This is a genomic window from Streptomyces sp. R11 (assembly GCF_041051905.1).
Lineage (GTDB): Bacteria > Actinomycetota > Actinomycetes > Streptomycetales > Streptomycetaceae > Streptomyces.
In genome coordinates, this window is sequence record NZ_CP163432.1 from 5,108,672 (window position 1) to 5,126,241 (window position 17,570).

16 protein-coding genes are annotated in these 17,570 nt (G+C 72.4%); 11 read left to right on the forward strand and 5 right to left on the reverse strand.

The window, feature by feature from the left end:
• Window positions 1-50 precede the first annotated feature (50 nt).
• The 4 genes from AB5J55_RS23660 to AB5J55_RS23675 are packed head-to-tail and all read left to right on the forward strand — an operon-like array spanning window position 51 to window position 5,594.
• Window positions 51-1,292, forward strand: a complete 1,242-nt coding sequence (locus AB5J55_RS23660) for an aldehyde dehydrogenase family protein (protein ID WP_369272587.1) — start codon at window positions 51-53, stop codon at window positions 1,290-1,292.
• The gene (locus AB5J55_RS23665) at window positions 1,289-3,001 is read left to right on the forward strand and encodes a thiamine pyrophosphate-binding protein (protein ID WP_369272588.1); all 1,713 of its coding nucleotides are present in this window, start codon (window positions 1,289-1,291) and stop codon (window positions 2,999-3,001) included. Before AB5J55_RS23660 ends, AB5J55_RS23665 begins: the two co-directional genes overlap by 4 nt.
• Window positions 3,002-3,024: 23 nt before the next feature.
• A complete protein-coding gene (locus tag AB5J55_RS23670; RefSeq protein WP_369272589.1) occupies window positions 3,025-3,927 on the forward strand; it encodes an ACP S-malonyltransferase in 903 nt (300 codons plus the stop codon).
• Complete coding sequence (locus AB5J55_RS23675; protein ID WP_369272590.1) at window positions 3,924-5,594, forward strand: MFS transporter; 1,671 nt, start codon at window positions 3,924-3,926, stop codon at window positions 5,592-5,594. The genes AB5J55_RS23670 and AB5J55_RS23675 overlap by 4 nt, the downstream gene beginning before the upstream one ends.
• 79 nt (window positions 5,595-5,673) lie before the next feature.
• On the opposite strand, the gene AB5J55_RS23680 is transcribed toward AB5J55_RS23675, so the two are convergent.
• The 3 genes from AB5J55_RS23680 to AB5J55_RS23690 all read right to left on the reverse strand — a co-directional run bounded on the left by AB5J55_RS23680 (window position 5,674) and on the right by AB5J55_RS23690 (window position 8,364).
• The gene (locus tag AB5J55_RS23680) at window positions 5,674-6,906 is read right to left on the reverse strand and encodes a cytochrome P450 (RefSeq protein ID WP_369272591.1); all 1,233 of its coding nucleotides are present in this window, start codon (window positions 6,904-6,906) and stop codon (window positions 5,674-5,676) included.
• Window positions 6,907-7,133: 227 nt separating this feature from the next.
• A complete protein-coding gene (locus tag AB5J55_RS23685) occupies window positions 7,134-7,382 on the reverse strand; it encodes an acyl carrier protein (RefSeq protein WP_369272592.1) in 249 nt (82 codons plus the stop codon).
• A 34-nt stretch (window positions 7,383-7,416) separates the two neighbouring features.
• Window positions 7,417-8,364: a ribonucleotide-diphosphate reductase subunit beta gene (locus tag AB5J55_RS23690; RefSeq protein ID WP_369272593.1), complete on the reverse strand. Its 948-nt coding sequence runs from the start codon at window positions 8,362-8,364 to the stop codon at window positions 7,417-7,419.
• A gap of 221 nt (window positions 8,365-8,585) precedes the next feature.
• Between AB5J55_RS23690 and fabF the strand changes: the two genes are divergently transcribed.
• The 7 genes from fabF (at window position 8,586) to AB5J55_RS23725 (ending at window position 15,611) form a co-directional block, all read left to right on the forward strand.
• Window positions 8,586-9,881, forward strand: coding sequence for a beta-ketoacyl-ACP synthase II (fabF, locus tag AB5J55_RS23695; RefSeq protein ID WP_369272594.1), 1,296 nt, complete (start codon window positions 8,586-8,588; stop codon window positions 9,879-9,881).
• A complete protein-coding gene (gene lanKC / locus AB5J55_RS23700; RefSeq protein ID WP_369272595.1) occupies window positions 9,878-12,451 on the forward strand; it encodes a class III lanthionine synthetase LanKC in 2,574 nt (857 codons plus the stop codon). The genes fabF and lanKC overlap by 4 nt, the downstream gene beginning before the upstream one ends.
• Window positions 12,452-12,538: 87 nt before the next feature.
• A complete protein-coding gene (locus AB5J55_RS23705) occupies window positions 12,539-12,628 on the forward strand; it encodes a class III lanthipeptide (protein WP_369272596.1) in 90 nt (29 codons plus the stop codon).
• Between the two features lie 102 nt (window positions 12,629-12,730).
• The gene (locus AB5J55_RS23710; protein WP_369276270.1) at window positions 12,731-12,817 is read left to right on the forward strand and encodes a class III lanthipeptide; all 87 of its coding nucleotides are present in this window, start codon (window positions 12,731-12,733) and stop codon (window positions 12,815-12,817) included.
• 84 nt (window positions 12,818-12,901) lie between these two features.
• Entirely contained in the window at window positions 12,902-13,672 is a 771-nt protein-coding gene (gene fabI, locus AB5J55_RS23715) for an enoyl-ACP reductase FabI (RefSeq protein WP_369272597.1), read from the forward strand.
• Window positions 13,672-14,187 (forward strand): MaoC family dehydratase N-terminal domain-containing protein, encoded by a 516-nt coding sequence (locus AB5J55_RS23720; RefSeq protein WP_369272598.1) that lies wholly within the window; start codon window positions 13,672-13,674, stop codon window positions 14,185-14,187. Before fabI ends, AB5J55_RS23720 begins: the two co-directional genes overlap by 1 nt.
• Window positions 14,184-15,611, forward strand: coding sequence for a class I adenylate-forming enzyme family protein (locus AB5J55_RS23725; protein ID WP_369272599.1), 1,428 nt, complete (start codon window positions 14,184-14,186; stop codon window positions 15,609-15,611). The genes AB5J55_RS23720 and AB5J55_RS23725 overlap by 4 nt, the downstream gene beginning before the upstream one ends.
• A 287-nt stretch (window positions 15,612-15,898) precedes the next feature.
• Here AB5J55_RS23725 and AB5J55_RS23730 read toward each other — a convergent pair whose 3' ends face one another.
• Together AB5J55_RS23730 and AB5J55_RS23735 are read right to left on the reverse strand one after the other, a co-directional pair.
• Window positions 15,899-17,068, reverse strand: coding sequence for a beta-ketoacyl synthase N-terminal-like domain-containing protein (locus tag AB5J55_RS23730; RefSeq protein WP_369272600.1), 1,170 nt, complete (start codon window positions 17,066-17,068; stop codon window positions 15,899-15,901).
• Window positions 17,065-17,511, reverse strand: coding sequence for a hypothetical protein (locus AB5J55_RS23735; RefSeq protein WP_369272601.1), 447 nt, complete (start codon window positions 17,509-17,511; stop codon window positions 17,065-17,067). The genes AB5J55_RS23730 and AB5J55_RS23735 overlap by 4 nt, the downstream gene beginning before the upstream one ends.
• Window positions 17,512-17,570: the final 59 nt, after the last annotated feature.

The following is a 17,570-nucleotide window of genomic DNA, read 5'->3' on the forward strand; positions in this document are numbered from 1 at the left end:
GACTTGTGATTGACTGTGACTCTGCACTGACCATCATCCCGAGGAGGGACATGACTACCGCTCCCGCCCTTCCGGTCTCGAAGGCGCCGTCGACGGGCCGGATGAGCGCCGACCGGCTCCGGGCCCTGCACGCTGTCCGCCGCCTCCTGGCCGAGCGCCCGGAGGAGGTGCACGAACTGCTCTGCGAGATATCGACCCACCGGGCCGCGGCGTACGAGATCGACGCGGCCGTGGCGACGCTCGACGGCGCGGAACAGGAGATCGCCCTGCACCGCCCCGCCACGGTCGACCGGCTGGCCGTCTTCATGCCGTCCAACGTGATCCTTTACTCGTACGTGCTCTACCTGCTGATACCTGCGCTGTACGCCCGGCAGCTGGTGTTCCGGCCCTCCAGCCAGGTCAAGGACCAGATGATGCGGCTGCATCGGATGCTCTCCGAGGTCCACGGCCTGCCCGTCGAAGCGGCGGAGAGCAGCCAGCGGGAGTTCCTCGACGACCTCTCCGGCCGGGCGGACGTGGTGGTCTTCACCGGTGCCTACCGCAATGCCGAGCAGGTCAGGACCCGACTCGCCCCCGGGCAGCTGTTCCTGTTCCTGGGGTCCGGCGTGAACCCGTTCGTCGTCGCGCCGGGCGCCGATCTCGAGGCCGCCGTACGGGACGCCGTCGAGATCCGCTTGCTCAACTCGGGTCAGGACTGCCTGGGTCCCGACCTGTTCTGCGTGCACGAGGACCTGCTCGAGCCGTTCACCGACGCTCTGCGTGCCGCACTCGACCGGCTGCGCCACGGGCCGTACACCGACCCCGAGGCCGACTACGGTCCCTTGTTCTACGACGGGGCGCTGGAAGAGGCCGCCCTCTACCTGGCGAGGAACCGCGACCGGATCGTGCACGGCGGAAACGTCGACTTCCGCTCCCGCCGACTGGACCCCGCGATCGTGGTGGTCCCCGAAGTGACCCCGCGCACCCAGCTGCCGGAGTTCTTCGCTCCGGTCTTCAGCATCGCCGGCTACCGCGACGAACGGGCGCTGGCCGCGACGCTGACGACCGGCGTGTTCACCGAACGCGCCCTCGGTGCCAGCGTGTACGGCAGTGCGCCGGAGCTGGTGCAGGCGCTGCGCCGCCGCACCACGGTGACCACGGACACCACCCTGCTCGCCATCGACAACGGCAACGCACCCTTCGGCGGCTTCGGCCGCATGGCCAACTACATCACCGACGGCAAAGGGATGTGGACAGAGCCGATTCTGGTCTCGAAGGCCGTTGCCGAGCACCTGCCGCGGGGGCGGGCATGAGCGGGGCGAGGAAGCATCCCAGCGCCTGGCACGCCATTGCCGACCACCTCCAGCACCTGGGCGCCGGCGCGGTGTTCGGACTGCCCGGCGACGACATGGACCTGCTCGCCGCCCTGGAGGGCACGAGCACCAGGGTCGTGCTCTGCCGGGACCAGCGCAACGCGATGTTCATGGCCACCGGACATGCCCTCGCCACGGGGCGGCCCGCGGTGTGCGCGGTGGGCAAAGGCCCTGCGCTGACCAACGCCCTCACCGGTCTGCTGGAGGCGCGCTCGGCGGCGGCGCCGGTCGTGCTGGTGGCCGGCGGGACTGCGCTCGAACGCCTCGGCACCGGGGCCTTCCAGGAGCTGGACCAGCTCGGTGCGGTCCGGCCCTTCGTCAAGTGGGCCGAACGCGTGGACCGTGCCGACCGGCTTCCGGCCGCCCTGGAGAAGGCGACCGCGATGGCCGTCGGCGGCACGCCCGGCCCCGTCTACCTGGAGATCGCCGAGCACGTGGCCGGCGAAGCCGTCGAGCAGCCCGGCCCTTGGCGACCGCCGGCACCACAGCGGACCGGCGCGGACGAGGACGTGCTGCGGGCGACGGGCCGGCTGATCGGTGCCGCACGGCGGCCGGTGCTGCTGGTCGGCGGAGGAGCGCGGCACCGCAACGCGGACCGCCGGATCGAGCGCTTCGCCGAGTTGCTCGGTGCCGCCGTGTTCAGCACGGCCTCAGGCCGGGGCACCGTCGCCGAGGACCACCCGTTGTACTGCGGGGTCTCCGGGCTGTACACCGTGCCGCCCGCCGACCGGCTGTGGCAGGAGACGGATCTGGTTGTCGCGCTCGGCAGCCGACTGGAGGAGACGGCCACGTTCGGCTGGCCCGACCGCATGCGGCTGCCGGTCGTCCAGGTCGTGTCGGCCGAGGACTCCGTGGTCACCGGACACCCGGGCGCCCACGTGCTGGGTGATGTGGGCCGCACCGTACGGGATTGGGCGACGGCCCTGCGGGAGCACCGCCCGGCCGGGGACTGGACGGACCGCGTGCGTGGCATCCGCACCGAGCTGGACCGGGTCGCCGATCGGCGGACGGACCGGCCGGGCGGCCCCGAAGCCGGGGAGCACGGGGTGCGGGTGGCCGACGTGCTGGCCGGGATCGACCGGGCCGTGCCCGCCGACCGCGTCCTGGTCCAGGAGAACGGCCTGCAGGACATGTGGTCCTATTTCTTCCCGTACTGGTCGTGCGGTGCGGCCGGCGGCTCGGTGGTGCCCAGCGAGCAGACCCCGCTCGGTTTCGGGGCCGCCGCCGCGGTCGGGGTGGCCCTGGCCGAACCGGGCCGTCCGGTGGTGGCGGTGGCTGGTGACGGAGCGTTCAACCTCTTCCGCGGCGAACTGCCCACCCTGGCCGACAGCGGAGCGGCCGTCCTGTACGTGGTGCTGGACAACGGCGGATACGGGTGGCTTCAGGCCAATCTCGACCGCGTCTGCGGCGAGCGCTCCCGGTTCGCCTTCACCGACGAGCGGCCCACCGGGACAGCCGCCCTGGCCGGCGCGTACGGAATCGGCCACTGGCGGGTGGACACCTCTGACACACTCGACCGGGCTCTCGCCGAGGCATGGGCGCACTGCGCGTCCGGCCGGGCGGCCGTGGTCGAGGTGGCCGTATCCCTCACTGACCGGCCGCCGGGCGTGGCGCAGCCGGCGGGGGACTTCCCGACGAAGCATCAGTAGCACCGAGAAATCGAGGATGATCCATGTCCGTGGCGCTGTTCTTCCCCGGGCTGATACCCACCCGGTACGACACGATCAGCGAGTTCGTGGCGACCAACGAACAGGCGAGAAGGAGGTTCGCCGAGGCGGACGAGGTGCTCGGCTACTCGCTCATCGACGCCTACCGCGATGCGGCCATCTACGACTGGGAGGTGTACGAGGCCGGTTTCATGGCCCTCACCCTGGGTCTGGCCGACTGGGCGGAGGAGAATCTGGGCGGCCGTCCCACGGTGTGCGGCGGGCAGAGTTTCGGCGCCTTCATGGCGGTCGTCCGGGCGGGCGCACTCTCCTATGCCGAGGGCCTGCAACTGATCCAGCGCAGCGTCGTGGTGGAACGCGACTACTTCGACTCGCTGGCCGAGCCCCTGGGCTGCCACTTCTTCTACCGCCTGCCGCGCGACACCGTGGCGGCGCTCATCAAGGAGTTCGAGGCGCGCGGGGAGTGGGTCGAGCTGTCGGTCGCGCTGGACGATGAGGTGCACGCGGTATCGGCGACCATGGCCACGCTGGAACGGTTCGAGCAGCGTGTACGCGAGGAGGGCGGCTTCCCCTTCTACACCATGAACCGCGCCGAACACTGCTCCGCCGTCAGCGAGCTGAGACAACGTCTGCAGGATGAGGTGTACGGCACGGTCGAGTGGCGGACCGCCCGGATCCCCGTGGTCTCCGACGTGGACGGGCGACTGCTGACCGATCCCGAGGAGCTCAAGCAGGATCTGCTCGACGGCTGGACCACTCCCGTGCACTGGGAGACGGTCATACGAGGGCTGAAGGACGCCCGTGTCGAAGAGGTGTGGATCCCCGGTGCGCGCAGCATGTTCGCGCGTATCACCAGGAACTCCTTCGTCACCAGGGTCATTTCTCCGAAGCTGGTGGCGGCTTCGTGAGTGCCCTGGACAAGGGTACTCCGGACAAGGGCACGCCGGACGAGGCAACGCCGGGCGATGGGACGGACGCGGGCGGCGCGGCCGGTCGGCGTGTCCTCGCGGCGGCCGCGCTGGGCAGCGCTCCGATGGAGGTGCTGGACTTCCTCCTCCCGCTGTGGGCGGGCTCCGAACTGAAGGCCGGGGCCTCCGCCGTGGGCGCACTGATAGCTGTCGAGGCGGTTCTCTCGCTCGTGGTCCGCCCCTTGGCGGGCGAGTTGTCCGACCGCTGTGATCCGCGCCGGGTGGGTGCGGTGGGAGCTGCCCTGTACGCGCTGTCCTTCGCCGGGTACGCGGTCGCCGACGCTCTGTGGCCGGCGTTCGTGGCAGCCGGGATCGGCGGGGCAGGCGGTGCGCTGTTCTGGGTCGCCCTGGACACCTGGACGGGCCGGCGCACGGGGGGCAACGGCACCGCCGCCTACGGGAAGCTGCTCTCCGTCTCCGGCCAGGGCGCCTTCGTCGGCTACCTGCTCGCGTTCACCGTGCTGGAGCGCAGCGGATACCGGCCCCTGTTCTGGTTGGGCTGCGTGGCCTGCGCCGTGGCTGCCGTACTGCTGGCCGTACGGCCGGAGGAAGCCGCCGGGAAGGCGGATGCCGGGGAGCCGTCCGGGGCGGCGGCCGACGGTGCCGGCGCTCAGCGCCGACTGCTGCCGCTGATGGCGCTGGCCGCGGTCACGGCGGGGGCGGAGGCCGGTCTGTGGATGCTGCTCCTGTTGCAACTCCAGGGGGAGTACGGGCTGACGCCCACCGAGGCCGCCCTGGTCTTCGCCCCCGGATTCGTGGTCTTCATCCTGCTTCCGGAGCACGCGCACCGGATCACCGACCGCGTCGGCCGCGGCTGGACCATGGGCGTCTCGTTCACGGCGTCGGCGCTCTTCGCCGGCGTGCTGGCGGTGGTCTCGGCCCCGGTGGCGGTGGCGGTGCTGTGGACGCTGGTGGCCGCGTGCTTCGCCGCGCAGATCCCGGTGGAGCAGGCGACCGTCGCGGCTGCCGCCGGGGGACGGCCCGGTCGGGCCATGGGCCGGTACGAGAGTGCCCGGCTGATCGGCGTGCTCGTGGGACCGCCGCTGCTCGGGACGGTGTTCGAGGCATGGGGATGGGCGGCGGCCTGTCTGACCTCGGCGGCGGTGTCGGCGCTGGCCGCCGTGGCCGCGCCGTGGGCGATACGCGTGCTGCGGCTGCCGGAGCGGCCACCGCAGGACCGCCCGCGGGCGTCCGGGCCCGCCGAGGCGGAACCCGTACGGCGATTCGTACCTCAAGCCGTACGGCAGGGGGAGCCGGCGCCGGCTCCCCCTCGGCAGAACCACGATCGAGCGAGGAATGAGGACAACGAGTTGGGCACCGAGAACACGCCGTCGGCCGGCGCGCTGTCACCGAAGGACCATGCCCGCAAGGAACGCCGTGACTGGCTGTTCCACACCCTGGTGTTCGCCTTGGCGCAGCTGGGATTGTGGGCCCTGGACGCCAACTGGCTGGCGTACCGGCTCCAGGACGAGCCGATCCCGGACGAGAACCGGGGCGTGCTGATGTGGATCGGCCGGATCTGGCTGACCATCTGGATCATCGACACCATCTGGTCCTGGTCGTACACCGTGTTCCCGCGGCAGAAGAAGACCAAGTCCACGTCCTGACGGGCGTTCTGACCGGCGAGGGGCCGGGACGGTGCGTGCTACCACCGTCCCGGCCCCTCGCGCCCTGATACCACCGGGCTCAGCAGCCGAGGACCAGCGGCAGGCGGGCGTATCCACTCAGCGAGGTCATGGTGGGCCGCAGGTCCTCGTCCGAGGCGAACCCGATCGTGCGGAACCTGGACAGCAGCGCGGGGAAGGCGAGTTCGGTCTCCATCCGCGCCAGCACGGCACCGAGGCAGTAGTGGGCGCCGGCCCCGAAGGACAGGTTCGGCACCCGCTTGCGGTCCGGGTCGAAGGTCTCGGGGTGGGAGTAGCGGGCGGGGTCACGGTTGGCGCCGGCGAGCAGGCCCACGACCTGGGTGCCGCGCGCGATCGGCAGCCCGCCGAGGACGGTGTCCTCACCGGCCCAGCGTGAGGCGACCGGGATGGGCGGGGCGTACCTGAGCATCTCCTCGACCCACACGCCGACCCGCTCCGGTTCGCCGCGCAGCCGGTCGAGCAGCTCCGGCCGGGCGACCAGGGTGGCCAGGCCGTTGCCGAGGAGGTTGCTGGTCGTCTCGTAGCCGGCGGAGTAGAGCAGCACCAGGTTGGCGAGCAGTTCCCGGCGCGTGAGGCGGTCACCGTCCGCCTCCCGGGCGGCGATGAGCGTGCTGACCAGGTCCTCGCGCGGCTCGCGCGTGCGCAGCCGCACCAGTTCCTCCAGCCGCTCCCACAGTTCCTGGGTCGCCGTGTCCGCCGCGAGCAGGGCGGGGCCGCTGTGGGGCTGTTCGATGGCGGCGGTGACGGCCGAGATCCGGGGGCCGAACCAGGCGCGGTCCTCTTCCGGGATGCCCAGCAGTTCTCCGATCACGGTAATGGGCAGCGGAAGGGCGAAGTGCGCCATCACGTCCACCGGTTCGCCGTCGACGGCACGCTTTGCCATGTCGTCGATCAGGCCATCGACCAGGGCGGCCACGGCCGGGCGCAGCTCGGCGACCCGGCGCGGTGTGAACGCACGCCCGACCAGGCGCCGCAGCCGCTCGTGGTGGGGGGAGTTCTGGTTGACCATCTCGGCCATCAGGGAGTGGACCGCGGGATGTTCCAGGCTCTCGGGCCACCGCTCGGCCATCCACGCCTCGTCCTCCATGCGGAAGAGGGGGGAGCGCAGCAGATGGTCGCACTCCGCGTACCGGCTGAGCAGGACCGTCCCGTCGGGCAGGCGCCAGACGGGACCGTGGTCGCGCAGCGTCGCGTAGTGCGGGTTCGGGTCGTCGCAGCCTCGTGGGTCGAACAGGGCGCGGACGGCTCGGCGTACCTGTGCCGCGTCGGTCATGGTGCTCCTGACGGGTCGGTGAACAGGGGGCAGGGAAAAGGGGGCCTTGCCATTCGGTGGCTGCGGCTAGCGGACGGGGGCGCGAGACAGCGGCCCGGCGGGCTGAGCGAGGCGGGCGCGGCGAGACCGTGGAGTGCGAAGAGCGGCCGGCGTGCACTGTGGGAACAAAGCGGCCGGTGCGGCCGAGGCCACGAGGCCACGGCCGCACCGGCGGGTGTCGCCGTGGCTCAGACGGTCGCCAGCTGCTTCTCGATCCGCAGCACCACGTCGGAGACCAGACGCAGTTCCTTCAGTTCTTCCTCGGGCAGGTGGACGGAGAAGCGCTCCTCGGCGGAGACGATCACCTCGACCATGGCGAGGGAGTCGATGTCCAGGTCGTCGATGAACGCTTTCTCCTCGGAGACGTCCGCAGGGTCCACGTCGGCGACCTCGTTGAGGATCTCGGCGAGGGCGGCGACGATTTCTTCGCGTGTCATGGGCTGTTCCTCTCAGGGTGTACGGGGTCCGGGCTCACTGCTCGGGGGAGACCTGCTGCCGGAGCGACAGGCCGATCACGTGGTCAGCGAAGGCGTCCTCGATGCCGATCAGCCGCAGCTGCCTGCGCAGGCTGTCGATGCCGAGCTCGCGCATCGTCGGCCCCTGCTCCGTGCTCTCCGCCTCGCCGCCCTCCTCGATGCGCAGCGCGATCGGGGCGGACTGCTCGATCACCTCGCGGATGTCGTCGCCGTACCCCTCCCTGACTCCCTGCCGCAGGGCGTGCAGGCCGAAGCTGACGTGCCGTGACTCGTCGCGGCACATCGCGGTGAAGCCGGCCTTCACCCCGGACAGCAGCGGGGTGCCGTGCAGGGAGCGCACGATGGCCCGCTGGCCGACCAGGGCCAGGACGCCTTCGGTGATGAGGTGGAACAGGGCCACGGCGCGCAGCCAGCGGCGGTAGTCGGAGGGGTGTTCCTGCAGCTCGCGGATGACCTCGGTCTCCAGCCTGCTGAGGTCGCGGTGCGGCGTGGTGACCATGTTCCACGCCTGGGTGAGCATCCTGCGCGGGTCGGGGTCGAGGCCGAGTACCTCCTCGCCGAGCCGCAGCATCAGCTGGGTGTGGCGGGTCTCGTCGGCGATCTGCGTGCCCAGGTAGAGGTGGTCGCGTTCCTCGGGCGCGCCGGTCAGGATCGGCCCGAGCAGGTCGAGTCCCGTGTACTCGCCGATGATGAACGTCGCGATCGACTCCTCCAGAGCCTTGCGCGCCGCCTTGGGCAGCCGCCGCTCGTAGTCCTCGCGATCCGGCTCCAGCTCGATGGCCTGGGCAGACCACTGCTGCTTCTCCCAGCGTTCGTACAAGGCCTGGGGGTGCGGCTCCTGAGCGGTGACCAGGTCGGCATGCCGGAGCACATCCGCGACCGGCAGCCGGGGCATCTCGGCGAGCGATGCGTCATCGAGGAGCAGCGTGCTCCAGCGCGCCATCTCACTCCTCCATGACATTTGAGTAATGGATATGACAGAGCTGCATAAGCCAGTTCTAACAGCGTGATTGCACTTCGGTCAATGTGGCAGAAGAAGCTTAAGTCATGTCATGAGTCATCAACGAGTCGAAAAAATTGACTCTGAGGTGTGGGCGTGCAAAGCTCTGGACCGGCAGCGGACCGGCGCTGCCGGGGAACCGTGTTCACCAGGGGGAGGCAGGCATGACGGCCACCGGGCCACGCCACGGCGACAGACGGGTGGTGATCACGGGCTGCGGTGTGATCTCCCCGATCGGCCACAGCGTCGAGGAGTTCTGGGCCGCGGCCGCGGCGGGCACGAGCGGCATCCGTGCCATCACCGGATTCGACGAATCCCTGTTGCCCACCCGCTTCGCGGGGCAGGTCACCGGTTTCGACCCGCGTGCCCACATGCCCAACCGGGTGGCGCGCCGCCTGGACCGTTTCGCCCAGTTCGCGCTCGCCGCCGCCGAGGAAGCGGTACGACAGGCCGCGCTCGACCTCACCGGCGGGCTCGCCGAGCGGACCGCCGTGCTGCTCGGCTCCGGCTACGGCCCCGGCAGCCTTGTGCAGGCCGCGGCGTTCGACCTGCGCGAGCGAGGGCGCCGCCGTATGAACCCCTATCTGGCGACGGGCGGGGCGCTGGACAGCGCGGCCGGCGAGATCGCCGTACGGTTCGGTGCCCGCGCCATGTCCGGGGCGACGGCCACCGCCTGTGCGACCGGCGCGACCTGTGTCGGTGACGCGATGCGGATGATCCGGCACGGATACGCCGACGTCGTGATCGCGGGAGGCGCCGACGACGCCGTGAACCCCCTCGACCTGTCCGCCGCGGCCAACGCCGGTGCGCTCTCCCGCCGCGACGACGCCCCCGAGCTCGTCAGTCGTCCCTTCGACCGGGCCCGCGACGGGTTCGTCATGGGCGCCGGCGCCGGGGTGCTCGTCCTGGAGGCCGAGGAGGTCGCGCTGGCCCGCGGCGCCACGGTGCTGGCCGAAGTGGCCGGCTATGGCGCCACCACCGACGCGTACCACTCCACCCACCCGCACCCGGAGGGCGCCGCCGCCCGCCGGGCCATGACCGACGCACTGGCCGACGCCGGACTGGCTCCGCAGGACGTCGACCACATCTCCGCGCACGGCACGGGCACCCCGCTCAACGACCGGATCGAGAGCGCAGCGATCCGGGCGGTCCTCGGGGAGCACGCCCTGCGGGTTCCGATCAGCTCCCTGAAGTCGATGACCGGCCACATGATCGGCGCCGCCGGAGCGGTGGAGCTGATCGCGGCCGTGCAGACCCTTCGCACGGGCGTGGTCCCACCGACCCTCAACTGCGACGACCCGGAGGACCGGGACCTCGACTACGTCCCGCACCGGGCGCGTCGGCACCCGACACAGGTGATCATGAGCAACTCGTTCGGCTTCGGCGGCCACAACGCCGTGCTGGTGGTCCGTTCCCGGCCCTCCGCCGGCGCCCAGGCACCGGGGGAGCAGCAGGCATGACGGCGACCCGACCCCAGCCTGAACCGTACTGCCAGGCCGATCCGGTCTTCTACGATCTCGCAGGCCGCCACGACGCCCACGACGACACCGTCTTTCCCCGCACTACCGCCCCCGTGCCGGACGGCTGGCGGCGCGGCGACGGCGACGTCTGGGTGATGTACTCCCCGACGGACCACGACCTGCCCGAACAGGGCTGGAAGATCCACGTCTCCGCGCTGCCGGACAACGCCGAACGCGTAGTGGCCCTGACCGCGGACCACTGCCTGGAGCAGGGCATCCCGTTCAAGTTCCTGCGCAGCCGCAGGGTGCTCACCACCCACAGCCTCAAGTACGCGCCGCGCTCCGCCAGCGGCAAGCTCGTCACCATCTACCCCTCCGACGAGGACCAGCTGCTGCGCACCCTGGAGGAGCTCGGCAAGATCCTGGACGGCGAGCCCGGCCCCTACATCCTGACCGACCTGCGGTGGGGCGACGGCCCGCTGCACGTGCGCTACGGCGGATTCGCCGCCCGCTATTGCCCGACCGAGGACGGCACTTCGGTGCTCGCGATACGGCGCCCGGACGGCACCCTGGTGCCCGACAGCCGCCGCCCGGTGTTCGAGGTGCCGGACTGGGTGACCCCGCCCGCGTTCCTCCGCGAACTGATGGCGGCGCGCTCCGGTGGAGCGCAGGAGTTCCCCTACCGTGTGGAGCGCGCGCTGCACTTCTCCAACGCCGGTGGCGTCTACCTCGCCCGGGACGCAGCCGGACGGCAGGTCATCCTCAAGGAGGCTCGTCCGCACGCCGGACTCGACGGTCGGGGCGACGACGCGGTCGTCCGGCTCGCCCGGGAGCGGCAGGCCCTGGAACGCCTCGCGGGCCTGCCCGGGGTGCCCGAGCTGTACGAGCACCGCACCGTCTGGGAACATCACTTCCTGGCCGTCGAGCACCTGCCGGGGGACACCCTGCAGACCTGGCTGGCCCGCAACTACCCCTTGGTGAGGGCCGGTTCCACCCAGGATGACCTCAGCGCCTACGCCCGCCGGGCCGCGGCACTGGCCGACCGGGTCGAGCACGTCGTGCAGGTCGTGCACGGCCGCGGCCTCGTCTTCGGGGACCTCCACCCGGCCAACATCCTCGTCGACGAGGACGACCAGGTCCGCCTGGTCGACTTCGAACTCGCCTTCCCCGTCGAGGAGGCCGACCGGCTCGGCCTGGGACACCCCGGCTTCGCCGGCGCCGGCCGCACCGGCACAGCCATCGACCGGCACGCCCTCGCCGCTCTGCGCCTGTGGCTGTTGTTCCCGCTCACCAACCTCTCGGAGCTGGACCCCGGCCGGGCCTCGCGGTACGCGGACGTCGCCGAGCAGCGGTTCGGCCTGACCCCGGGCAGCCTCGACCCCCTGCGCCGCGAACTGGCCCCCGGCGGCCCCGACCGCACGCCCGAGGCACTGCGGACCCCCGCCGCGGTGGACCTGGCCGTACCGGCTCCCGACTGGGCGGCCGCGCGTACGTCGATGGCCGAAGCGGTGCTGCGCTCCGCCACGCCGGAGCGCAGCGACCGCCTCTTCCCCGGCAGCGTCCGCCAGTTCCACACCGACGGTCTCAACCTGGCGTACGGCGCCGCCGGTGTGCTGTGGGCCCTGGACCGGGCCGGTGCGGGACGTCACCCGCAGCACGAGGAATGGCTGCTGCGCGCGGTGCGTACCCGTCCGCCGCAGCGGGCCGGCCTGCTGGACGGCACCCATGGAGTCGCCCACGTACTCGCCGAGTTCGGGCATGTCGACGAGGCGCTCCGGCTGGTCGACGACAGCCGGGCGGCCGTGGCGGCGATGCGGGCGACCAGCTTGTACGGCGGCCTCGCCGGGGTCGGCCTCACCCAGCTCGGCCTGGCGCGCACCACGGGCAGCGCCGACCTGCGCGACCGGGCGCTGGAGACGGCCGCCCGGCTGGGCGAGAACGTGCGGGCCGGACAGGCCCCGGGAATCACCGCCGGCACCGGCCGCGGCTCGCACGCCGGGCTGCTGCACGGCTGGTCCGGACCGGCGCTGTTCCACCTGCGGCTGTACGAGGAGACCGCGGACCGCGCCCACCTCGACCTCGCGGTCCGGGCACTGCACCTCGACCTCGATCTGTGTGCGCCTGCCGACGACGGCTCCCTCCAGGTGGACGGCGGCTTCCGGCTGCTGCCCTACCTGGACGTCGGCAGCGCGGGCATCGCCCTCGTGGCCGACCAACTGCTCGCCCACCGCGCCGACGAGCGGATCGCCGGGGCGCTGCCGGCCCTCGCCCGCGCGGCCGAGCCGGAGTTCACCATCGAACCGCACCTCTTCGCGGGCCGTGCGGGACTGCTCGCCACGCTCGCCGCCCTGACCTCCGGCGGAGCCGGCCACGACCCGGCGGTCGCCCGGCACCTGTCGCGGCTCCACTGGCACGCGATGTCCTATCGCGGCCACATCGCCTTCCCGGGCGAGCACCTGCGACGGCTGTCCATGGACCTGGCCACCGGCACGGCGGGCGTGCTGCTCGCCGTGGCCGCGGCGCTCGACGGGCACCGGGAATTCCTGCCCTTCCTGGCGGGCCCCGAGTAGGCGCGTGAGCGGGCCCCGCCCCCGAACCCCGGCCACCGCCCGGTGGCCGGTCGCTGCCCCGACAACCCACACAGAGGAGGGACACGAATGTCGATCGTTCTCGACCTGCAGGGCCTTGAGATCCCGGCCGAAGAGGCCGCCCTGGCCGTCAGCAGCGCCAGCAACCACTGCCTCTGAGGCACAGGCGGTCAGGCAGCAGCCCTGCGCCGCCCCGAGCTCCGGTCGCCGGGACGGGTGACCGGTCCACGAACCCCGAGCATCCGAGAGGAGGAAACGAACATGTCGATCGTTCTCGAACTGCAGGGCCTTGAGGTCCCGGCCGAGGAGGCCGCTCTGGCCGTGAGCACCGCCAGCAACCACTGCTGAGCACGGTGAGGCCCGGCACCGGTGCACGCCGCGGCGTGCACCGGTGCCCACCCATGCACACCACCAACCGATGAGGAGGACGGGATGAGCGGGTTGCTCGCCGGCAGGAGACTGGTCATCACCGGCATCATCAGCGAGAGCTCGATCGCCTTCTCCGTGGCCCGGCTGGCCCAGGAACAGGGCGCCACCGTCGTCCTGACCGCCTACGGCCGGCCGACCCTGGTCACGCGCCTCGCCCGACGGCTGCCGCAGGAACCCCCCGTCGTGGAACTCGACGTCACCGACACCGCGCACCTGGACTCGCTCGCCGACCGGTTGGGAGAGCACCTGGACGGGGTTGACGGCATCCTGCACTCCATTGCCCACGCCCCGGAAGGCTGCCTCGGCGGCAACTTCGTCGACGCGCCCTGGCCCGACGTCTCCACCGCCCTGCACACGTCCACCTACTCCCTGAAGGCGCTGGTCGCCGCCTGCCGCCCGCTGCTGCGGCCCGGTGCCTCGGTGGTCGGCATGGATTTCGACGCGTCCCGGACCTGGCCCGACTACGACTGGATGGGCGTCGCCAAGGCCGGTCTGGAGGCCACCAGCCGCTACCTGGCCCGTCACCTCGGCCCGGAGGGGATCCGGGTCAACCTCGTCGCGGCGGGGCCGCTGCGCACCCTCGCCGCCCGCGGCATCGGCGGCGACGGCTCCGCGTTCGAGGACGACTGGGCCCGCACGGCACCGTTGGGGTGGAACGCCGCCGACGCCGGGCCCGTCGCCCGCACTTGCGTGGCCCTGCTGTCCGACTGGCTGCCGGCGACCACCGGCGAGATCGTCCACGCCGACGGCGGCCAGCACGTGATCGGCGCCTGATGGACGACCCACCCCGGCCCCAGGCGCCGCGGTACCCCGCCCACCCCGAGGAAACGGTCCTGCACCCGCCGCCGTACCACGTCGAGCCCGAGAAGATACGCGAGTTCGCGGCGGCGGTGGGCGAGACCGGCGCCGCCTGTCATGACGAGGCGGCCGCCCGGGCGCTCGGCCATCCCGGCCTCCTGGCCCCGCCGACGTTCCTGACCGTGCCCGCCGCGCGGGCGGAGGACGCGCTGCTGCGCCGGGTAGGTTTCGCCCCGGAAGGCCTCGTCCATCGCGAGCAGCGCATCCGGTTGCACCGCCCGGTCCGCGCCGGCGACGTGCTCCATCCGGTCGTACGCCTCCGGCAGGCGCGCCCCCTCGCCGGGCGCCGGGTGGTGACGGTGACAACGGAGTTCTGGGACGCCGAGGGGGCGCCGGTCGGCATCCTCGACTCGACCCTGCTGCTGCCGGCGGGTGCCCAGCCCGCCCGCGGCCATCGACACGACACCACAGCACAGGAGGAGTTGGCATGACTCAGACAGCGTCGCCCAGGCTGCGCGACGCGGAGACCGCGCTGCGTGGAGACGCACTGCCGCAACGGGTGGCCGGAGCGGCCCGGGCGCTGCGCGGGCACGGTGTCCGTCCCGGGGACCGGGTGCTGGTCAGGGGAAACAACTCGCTCGATTACGTCGTGACGCTGCTGGCCCTGATCCACCTCGACGTGTCCCTCGTTCCCGTCGACCACCGCACGTCCCCGGCCGATGTGAGTGCCATGGCCGCGCGGTGCGACGCGCGCTGGCTGGTCGGCGACGGCAGCCGACCGGACCGGTTCCCGGCTGAGCGGGTGCTCGACCCGCGGACCCTGGCCGGCGTTCCGACGCCGGACGGCGCGTCCGCCCCGGCGGGCATCGACCTCGAGCCGTGGTTCCGCCGCCGCGATGCCCTGGTGCTGTGGTCCTCGGGTACGACCGGCCGTCCCAAGGGGATCGTGAAGTCCGGCTCGGCCGTCCGCGACAACACACTGCGCACCATCGAGGCCATGGGCTACCGCCCCGACGACGTCCTCGCACCGCTGCTCCCTTTCTCCCACCAGTACGGCCTGTCCGTCGTCCTGGTGTGGTGGCTCGCCCGCTGCACCCTCCTGGTCACCCCGTACCAGCGCCTCGACCTCGCCGTCGGCCAGGCCGCGGCAGGTGGAGCGACCGCGGTGGACGCGGCGCCCTCGACGTACCACACCCTGCTCCAAGTGGTACGCCGCCGGCCCGACGTCCGTGCCGGACTGGCCGGGGTGCGCATCTGGGGCGTCGGCGGAGCGCCGCTGCCCCGGCCGCTCGCCAAGACCTTCCAGGAGACCATGGGACACCCCCTGCTCGACGGCTACGGCCTCACCGAACTCGGCAACGTGGCCCTGGCCACCCCCGAGTTCCCGGTCGGCTGCGGCCGGGCGCTCCCAGGGATCGACCTGCGGGTCGTACGGCCGGACGGGACCCCCGCCGGGCCTGGCGAACCGGGCGAGATCGAGGTCCGCTCACCAGGGCTGATGGAGGGATACCTCGCCCCCGACCGCACCCTCGACCCGGTCGTCCGCACCGGGTGGTACCCGACCGCCGACCTGGGACACCTGGACGCGGAGGGCAATCTGCACGTGCACGGGCGCAACCGTGCCGTGCACCGGCTCGGCTTCACGCTCTACCCCGAGAGCCTGGAGCGCAAGGCCGAGCACTGCGGCCGGCCGGTGAAGGTGGTCGCCGCCCAGCACGTGCGCCGTGGTGCCTCCCTCCACTTCGTCGTCGCCGACCCCGACGACGGCGAGCCATGCGACTGGCGCCGTCGGCTCGCCCCGCACCTCGCGGACTACGAGCAGCCCAACTCGGTGCACGTGGTCCGCGAGTTCCCGCTCGGCGCCAACGGCAAGGTCGACACCGCTGCCCTGGGCGCGCTCATCGGCGTGGCCTAGGCCTGTCCGGCGGATCAGGCCGGCTGCAACGAACGGCATCTCATGAACGCAGGTGAGCGGGGTCTGGTGCGTCCAGCTGCAAGGCGGAGGAGGGAGTCGTCGGCGAGTGACGACAACGCGGCAGACGGGCGTGCCAGACCCCGCGACGCCGGCATGATCCGCCGGACAGGCCCTAGGTCCCCATCGCAGGCGACCGCGGCCCTGACCGTCCCGGTGGGGAGCGGGCAGGGCCGCGGCCGTGTGCCCGGGATCGGATGAACGGCCCTCTGTCCAGCCGGTGTTCGTGGTCAGGTGCGCCGAAGTACCACGGACGCGTTGTTGCCGCCGAATCCGAAGTTGTTGACGGCAGCCAGCCGTGCGCCGGACAGCGGCTCCGCGCGCAGCGGCAGCCGCACGCGTTCGGTGGGCTCCGGCCGGACCAGTCCGGCGGTGGGCGGGGCGGTGCCGTGGCGCAGGGCCAGTGCCGCGGCCACGATCGCCGGTACGGCGGAGGCATGCAGCAGATGGCCGATGGCGCCCTTGTGCGAACTGACCGGCACGGCCGGCGCGTCCAGTTCCGCGGCGACGGTCTCGATGGCCCGTAGTTCGGCCGCGTCGCCCTGGGGCGTTCCGGTGGCGTGGGCGTGCACGTGGTCCAGCCGGTCGGCGCCGGCGTCACGCAGCGCGGTGCGTAGGCAGTCGGTGACCACCTCGGCGGAGGAGGCAGCCGGCTTGTCGCCCGCCACCCGGCAGCAGACGCCTGCCACCGTCAGATCGGCGGGCAGTCCCCGCGAGCGTGCGGCGGACGCCGTCTCGAGCAGGAGGGCGGCGCCGCCCTCGCCGAGCGAGATGCCTGCCCGGCCGGTGTCGAAGGGCGTGGCGGCACTCCGCGCCACGGCCCGCACGACCCGCATGCTGGCGTACTCGTAGCGGTTGAGCACGGAGGCACCCGCCACCAGGGCCGCGGGAGCCGCACCGGCCCTCAGCGCGGCCCGGGCGAGGTTCACCGCGAAGGCGGCGGAGGCACAGGCGTGCGACAGATGGAGCACCTGGGCGCCGGCCGGCCGCTTGCCGTCCGGCGCACCGAGGAATCCAACGGGCGCACTGAGGAACTCGTCGGGCGGACCGAAGAACTCCGCCTGCTCACCGTCGGGTTGAGGGTTCCGGCCGGACAGCGGTGCCCGTGCCTGGCCGACGAGGAGCACCAGGGAGCCCGGGGGCAGGGCCGGGAGCCGGGCTGCGGCGAGGGCCTCCTCGACGGCGACCCGGGTGAAGTGCTGTTTGCGGGGGCCGTCGGCCGGGCCGGGCCGTCCGGAGACCTCACCGACCGGTTCGCCCTCGTAGTCGGCGGAGGCGAAGCGCCGCGCGGGCCGCAGAGCGGTGTGTCCTGCCTGCAGCCGCGACCAGAACGTGCCGACACCGGTACCCAGCGGGGTGACGAGTCCCATGCCGCTGATCACCACGCGTTGCCCGGTCATACGGCCTCTCCCCGCACGGCGGCGGACACCAGCCAGCCGGGCTGCGCCGGCGTGTCGTCGATCAGGGTGATCCGGCACTCGACGGCCGGCCCCGGCTCGCTCGCGAGGGCCGCGGCGAGCGTGGCCCAGGCGGCGTCCCCGTCCATCAGATAGCAGGCGCCGCGGTGGCCGGCGGCCTCGGTGCAGGGGCGGATCAGCTCGGCGGCCTCCAGGGCGATCGAGTCCGACGGGCGCAGTCGTCGCGAGTCATGGCACCGGGCGGCGAACCGGTGGGCTGCGAACCGGCTGTAGTCCCCGCACAGCACATACAGCGGCGCCTCGGCCCGTACGGCCTCCGGGAGTTCGGCGAACGCCCGTGTCAGCACCCTGTTCACCGCCGCCGCCGGGGTCGGATGCGGCTCTCCGGGACCGGACCTCGCCTCGTATCGCCGCGTCACCGTCATCTGTTCCCGCCTCGGGAGTCTTCTACACAGAGCATGTCAAGTACAGTAAGTTGCAGTCA

What these genes read in the sequence shown, in the direction of transcription:
- AB5J55_RS23660 (WP_369272587.1), top strand. Translation starts at nt 51, where the DNA reads ATGACTACCGCTCCCGCCCTTCCGGTCTCGAAGGCGCCGTCGACGGGC.
- AB5J55_RS23665 (WP_369272588.1), top strand. Translation starts at nt 1,289, where the DNA reads ATGAGCGGGGCGAGGAAGCATCCCAGCGCCTGGCACGCCATTGCCGAC.
- AB5J55_RS23670 (WP_369272589.1), top strand. Translation starts at nt 3,025, where the DNA reads ATGTCCGTGGCGCTGTTCTTCCCCGGGCTGATACCCACCCGGTACGAC.
- AB5J55_RS23680 (WP_369272591.1), bottom strand. Translation starts at nt 6,906, where the DNA reads ATGACCGACGCGGCACAGGTACGCCGAGCCGTCCGCGCCCTGTTCGAC.
- AB5J55_RS23685 (WP_369272592.1), bottom strand. Translation starts at nt 7,382, where the DNA reads ATGACACGCGAAGAAATCGTCGCCGCCCTCGCCGAGATCCTCAACGAG.
- AB5J55_RS23690 (WP_369272593.1), bottom strand. Translation starts at nt 8,364, where the DNA reads ATGGCGCGCTGGAGCACGCTGCTCCTCGATGACGCATCGCTCGCCGAG.
- fabF (WP_369272594.1), top strand. Translation starts at nt 8,586, where the DNA reads ATGACGGCCACCGGGCCACGCCACGGCGACAGACGGGTGGTGATCACG.
- lanKC (WP_369272595.1), top strand. Translation starts at nt 9,878, where the DNA reads ATGACGGCGACCCGACCCCAGCCTGAACCGTACTGCCAGGCCGATCCG.
- AB5J55_RS23705 (WP_369272596.1), top strand. Translation starts at nt 12,539, where the DNA reads ATGTCGATCGTTCTCGACCTGCAGGGCCTTGAGATCCCGGCCGAAGAG.
- AB5J55_RS23710 (WP_369276270.1), top strand. Translation starts at nt 12,731, where the DNA reads ATGTCGATCGTTCTCGAACTGCAGGGCCTTGAGGTCCCGGCCGAGGAG.
- fabI (WP_369272597.1), top strand. Translation starts at nt 12,902, where the DNA reads ATGAGCGGGTTGCTCGCCGGCAGGAGACTGGTCATCACCGGCATCATC.
- AB5J55_RS23720 (WP_369272598.1), top strand. Translation starts at nt 13,672, where the DNA reads ATGGACGACCCACCCCGGCCCCAGGCGCCGCGGTACCCCGCCCACCCC.
- AB5J55_RS23725 (WP_369272599.1), top strand. Translation starts at nt 14,184, where the DNA reads ATGACTCAGACAGCGTCGCCCAGGCTGCGCGACGCGGAGACCGCGCTG.
- AB5J55_RS23730 (WP_369272600.1), bottom strand. Translation starts at nt 17,068, where the DNA reads ATGACCGGGCAACGCGTGGTGATCAGCGGCATGGGACTCGTCACCCCG.
- AB5J55_RS23735 (WP_369272601.1), bottom strand. Translation starts at nt 17,511, where the DNA reads ATGACGGTGACGCGGCGATACGAGGCGAGGTCCGGTCCCGGAGAGCCG.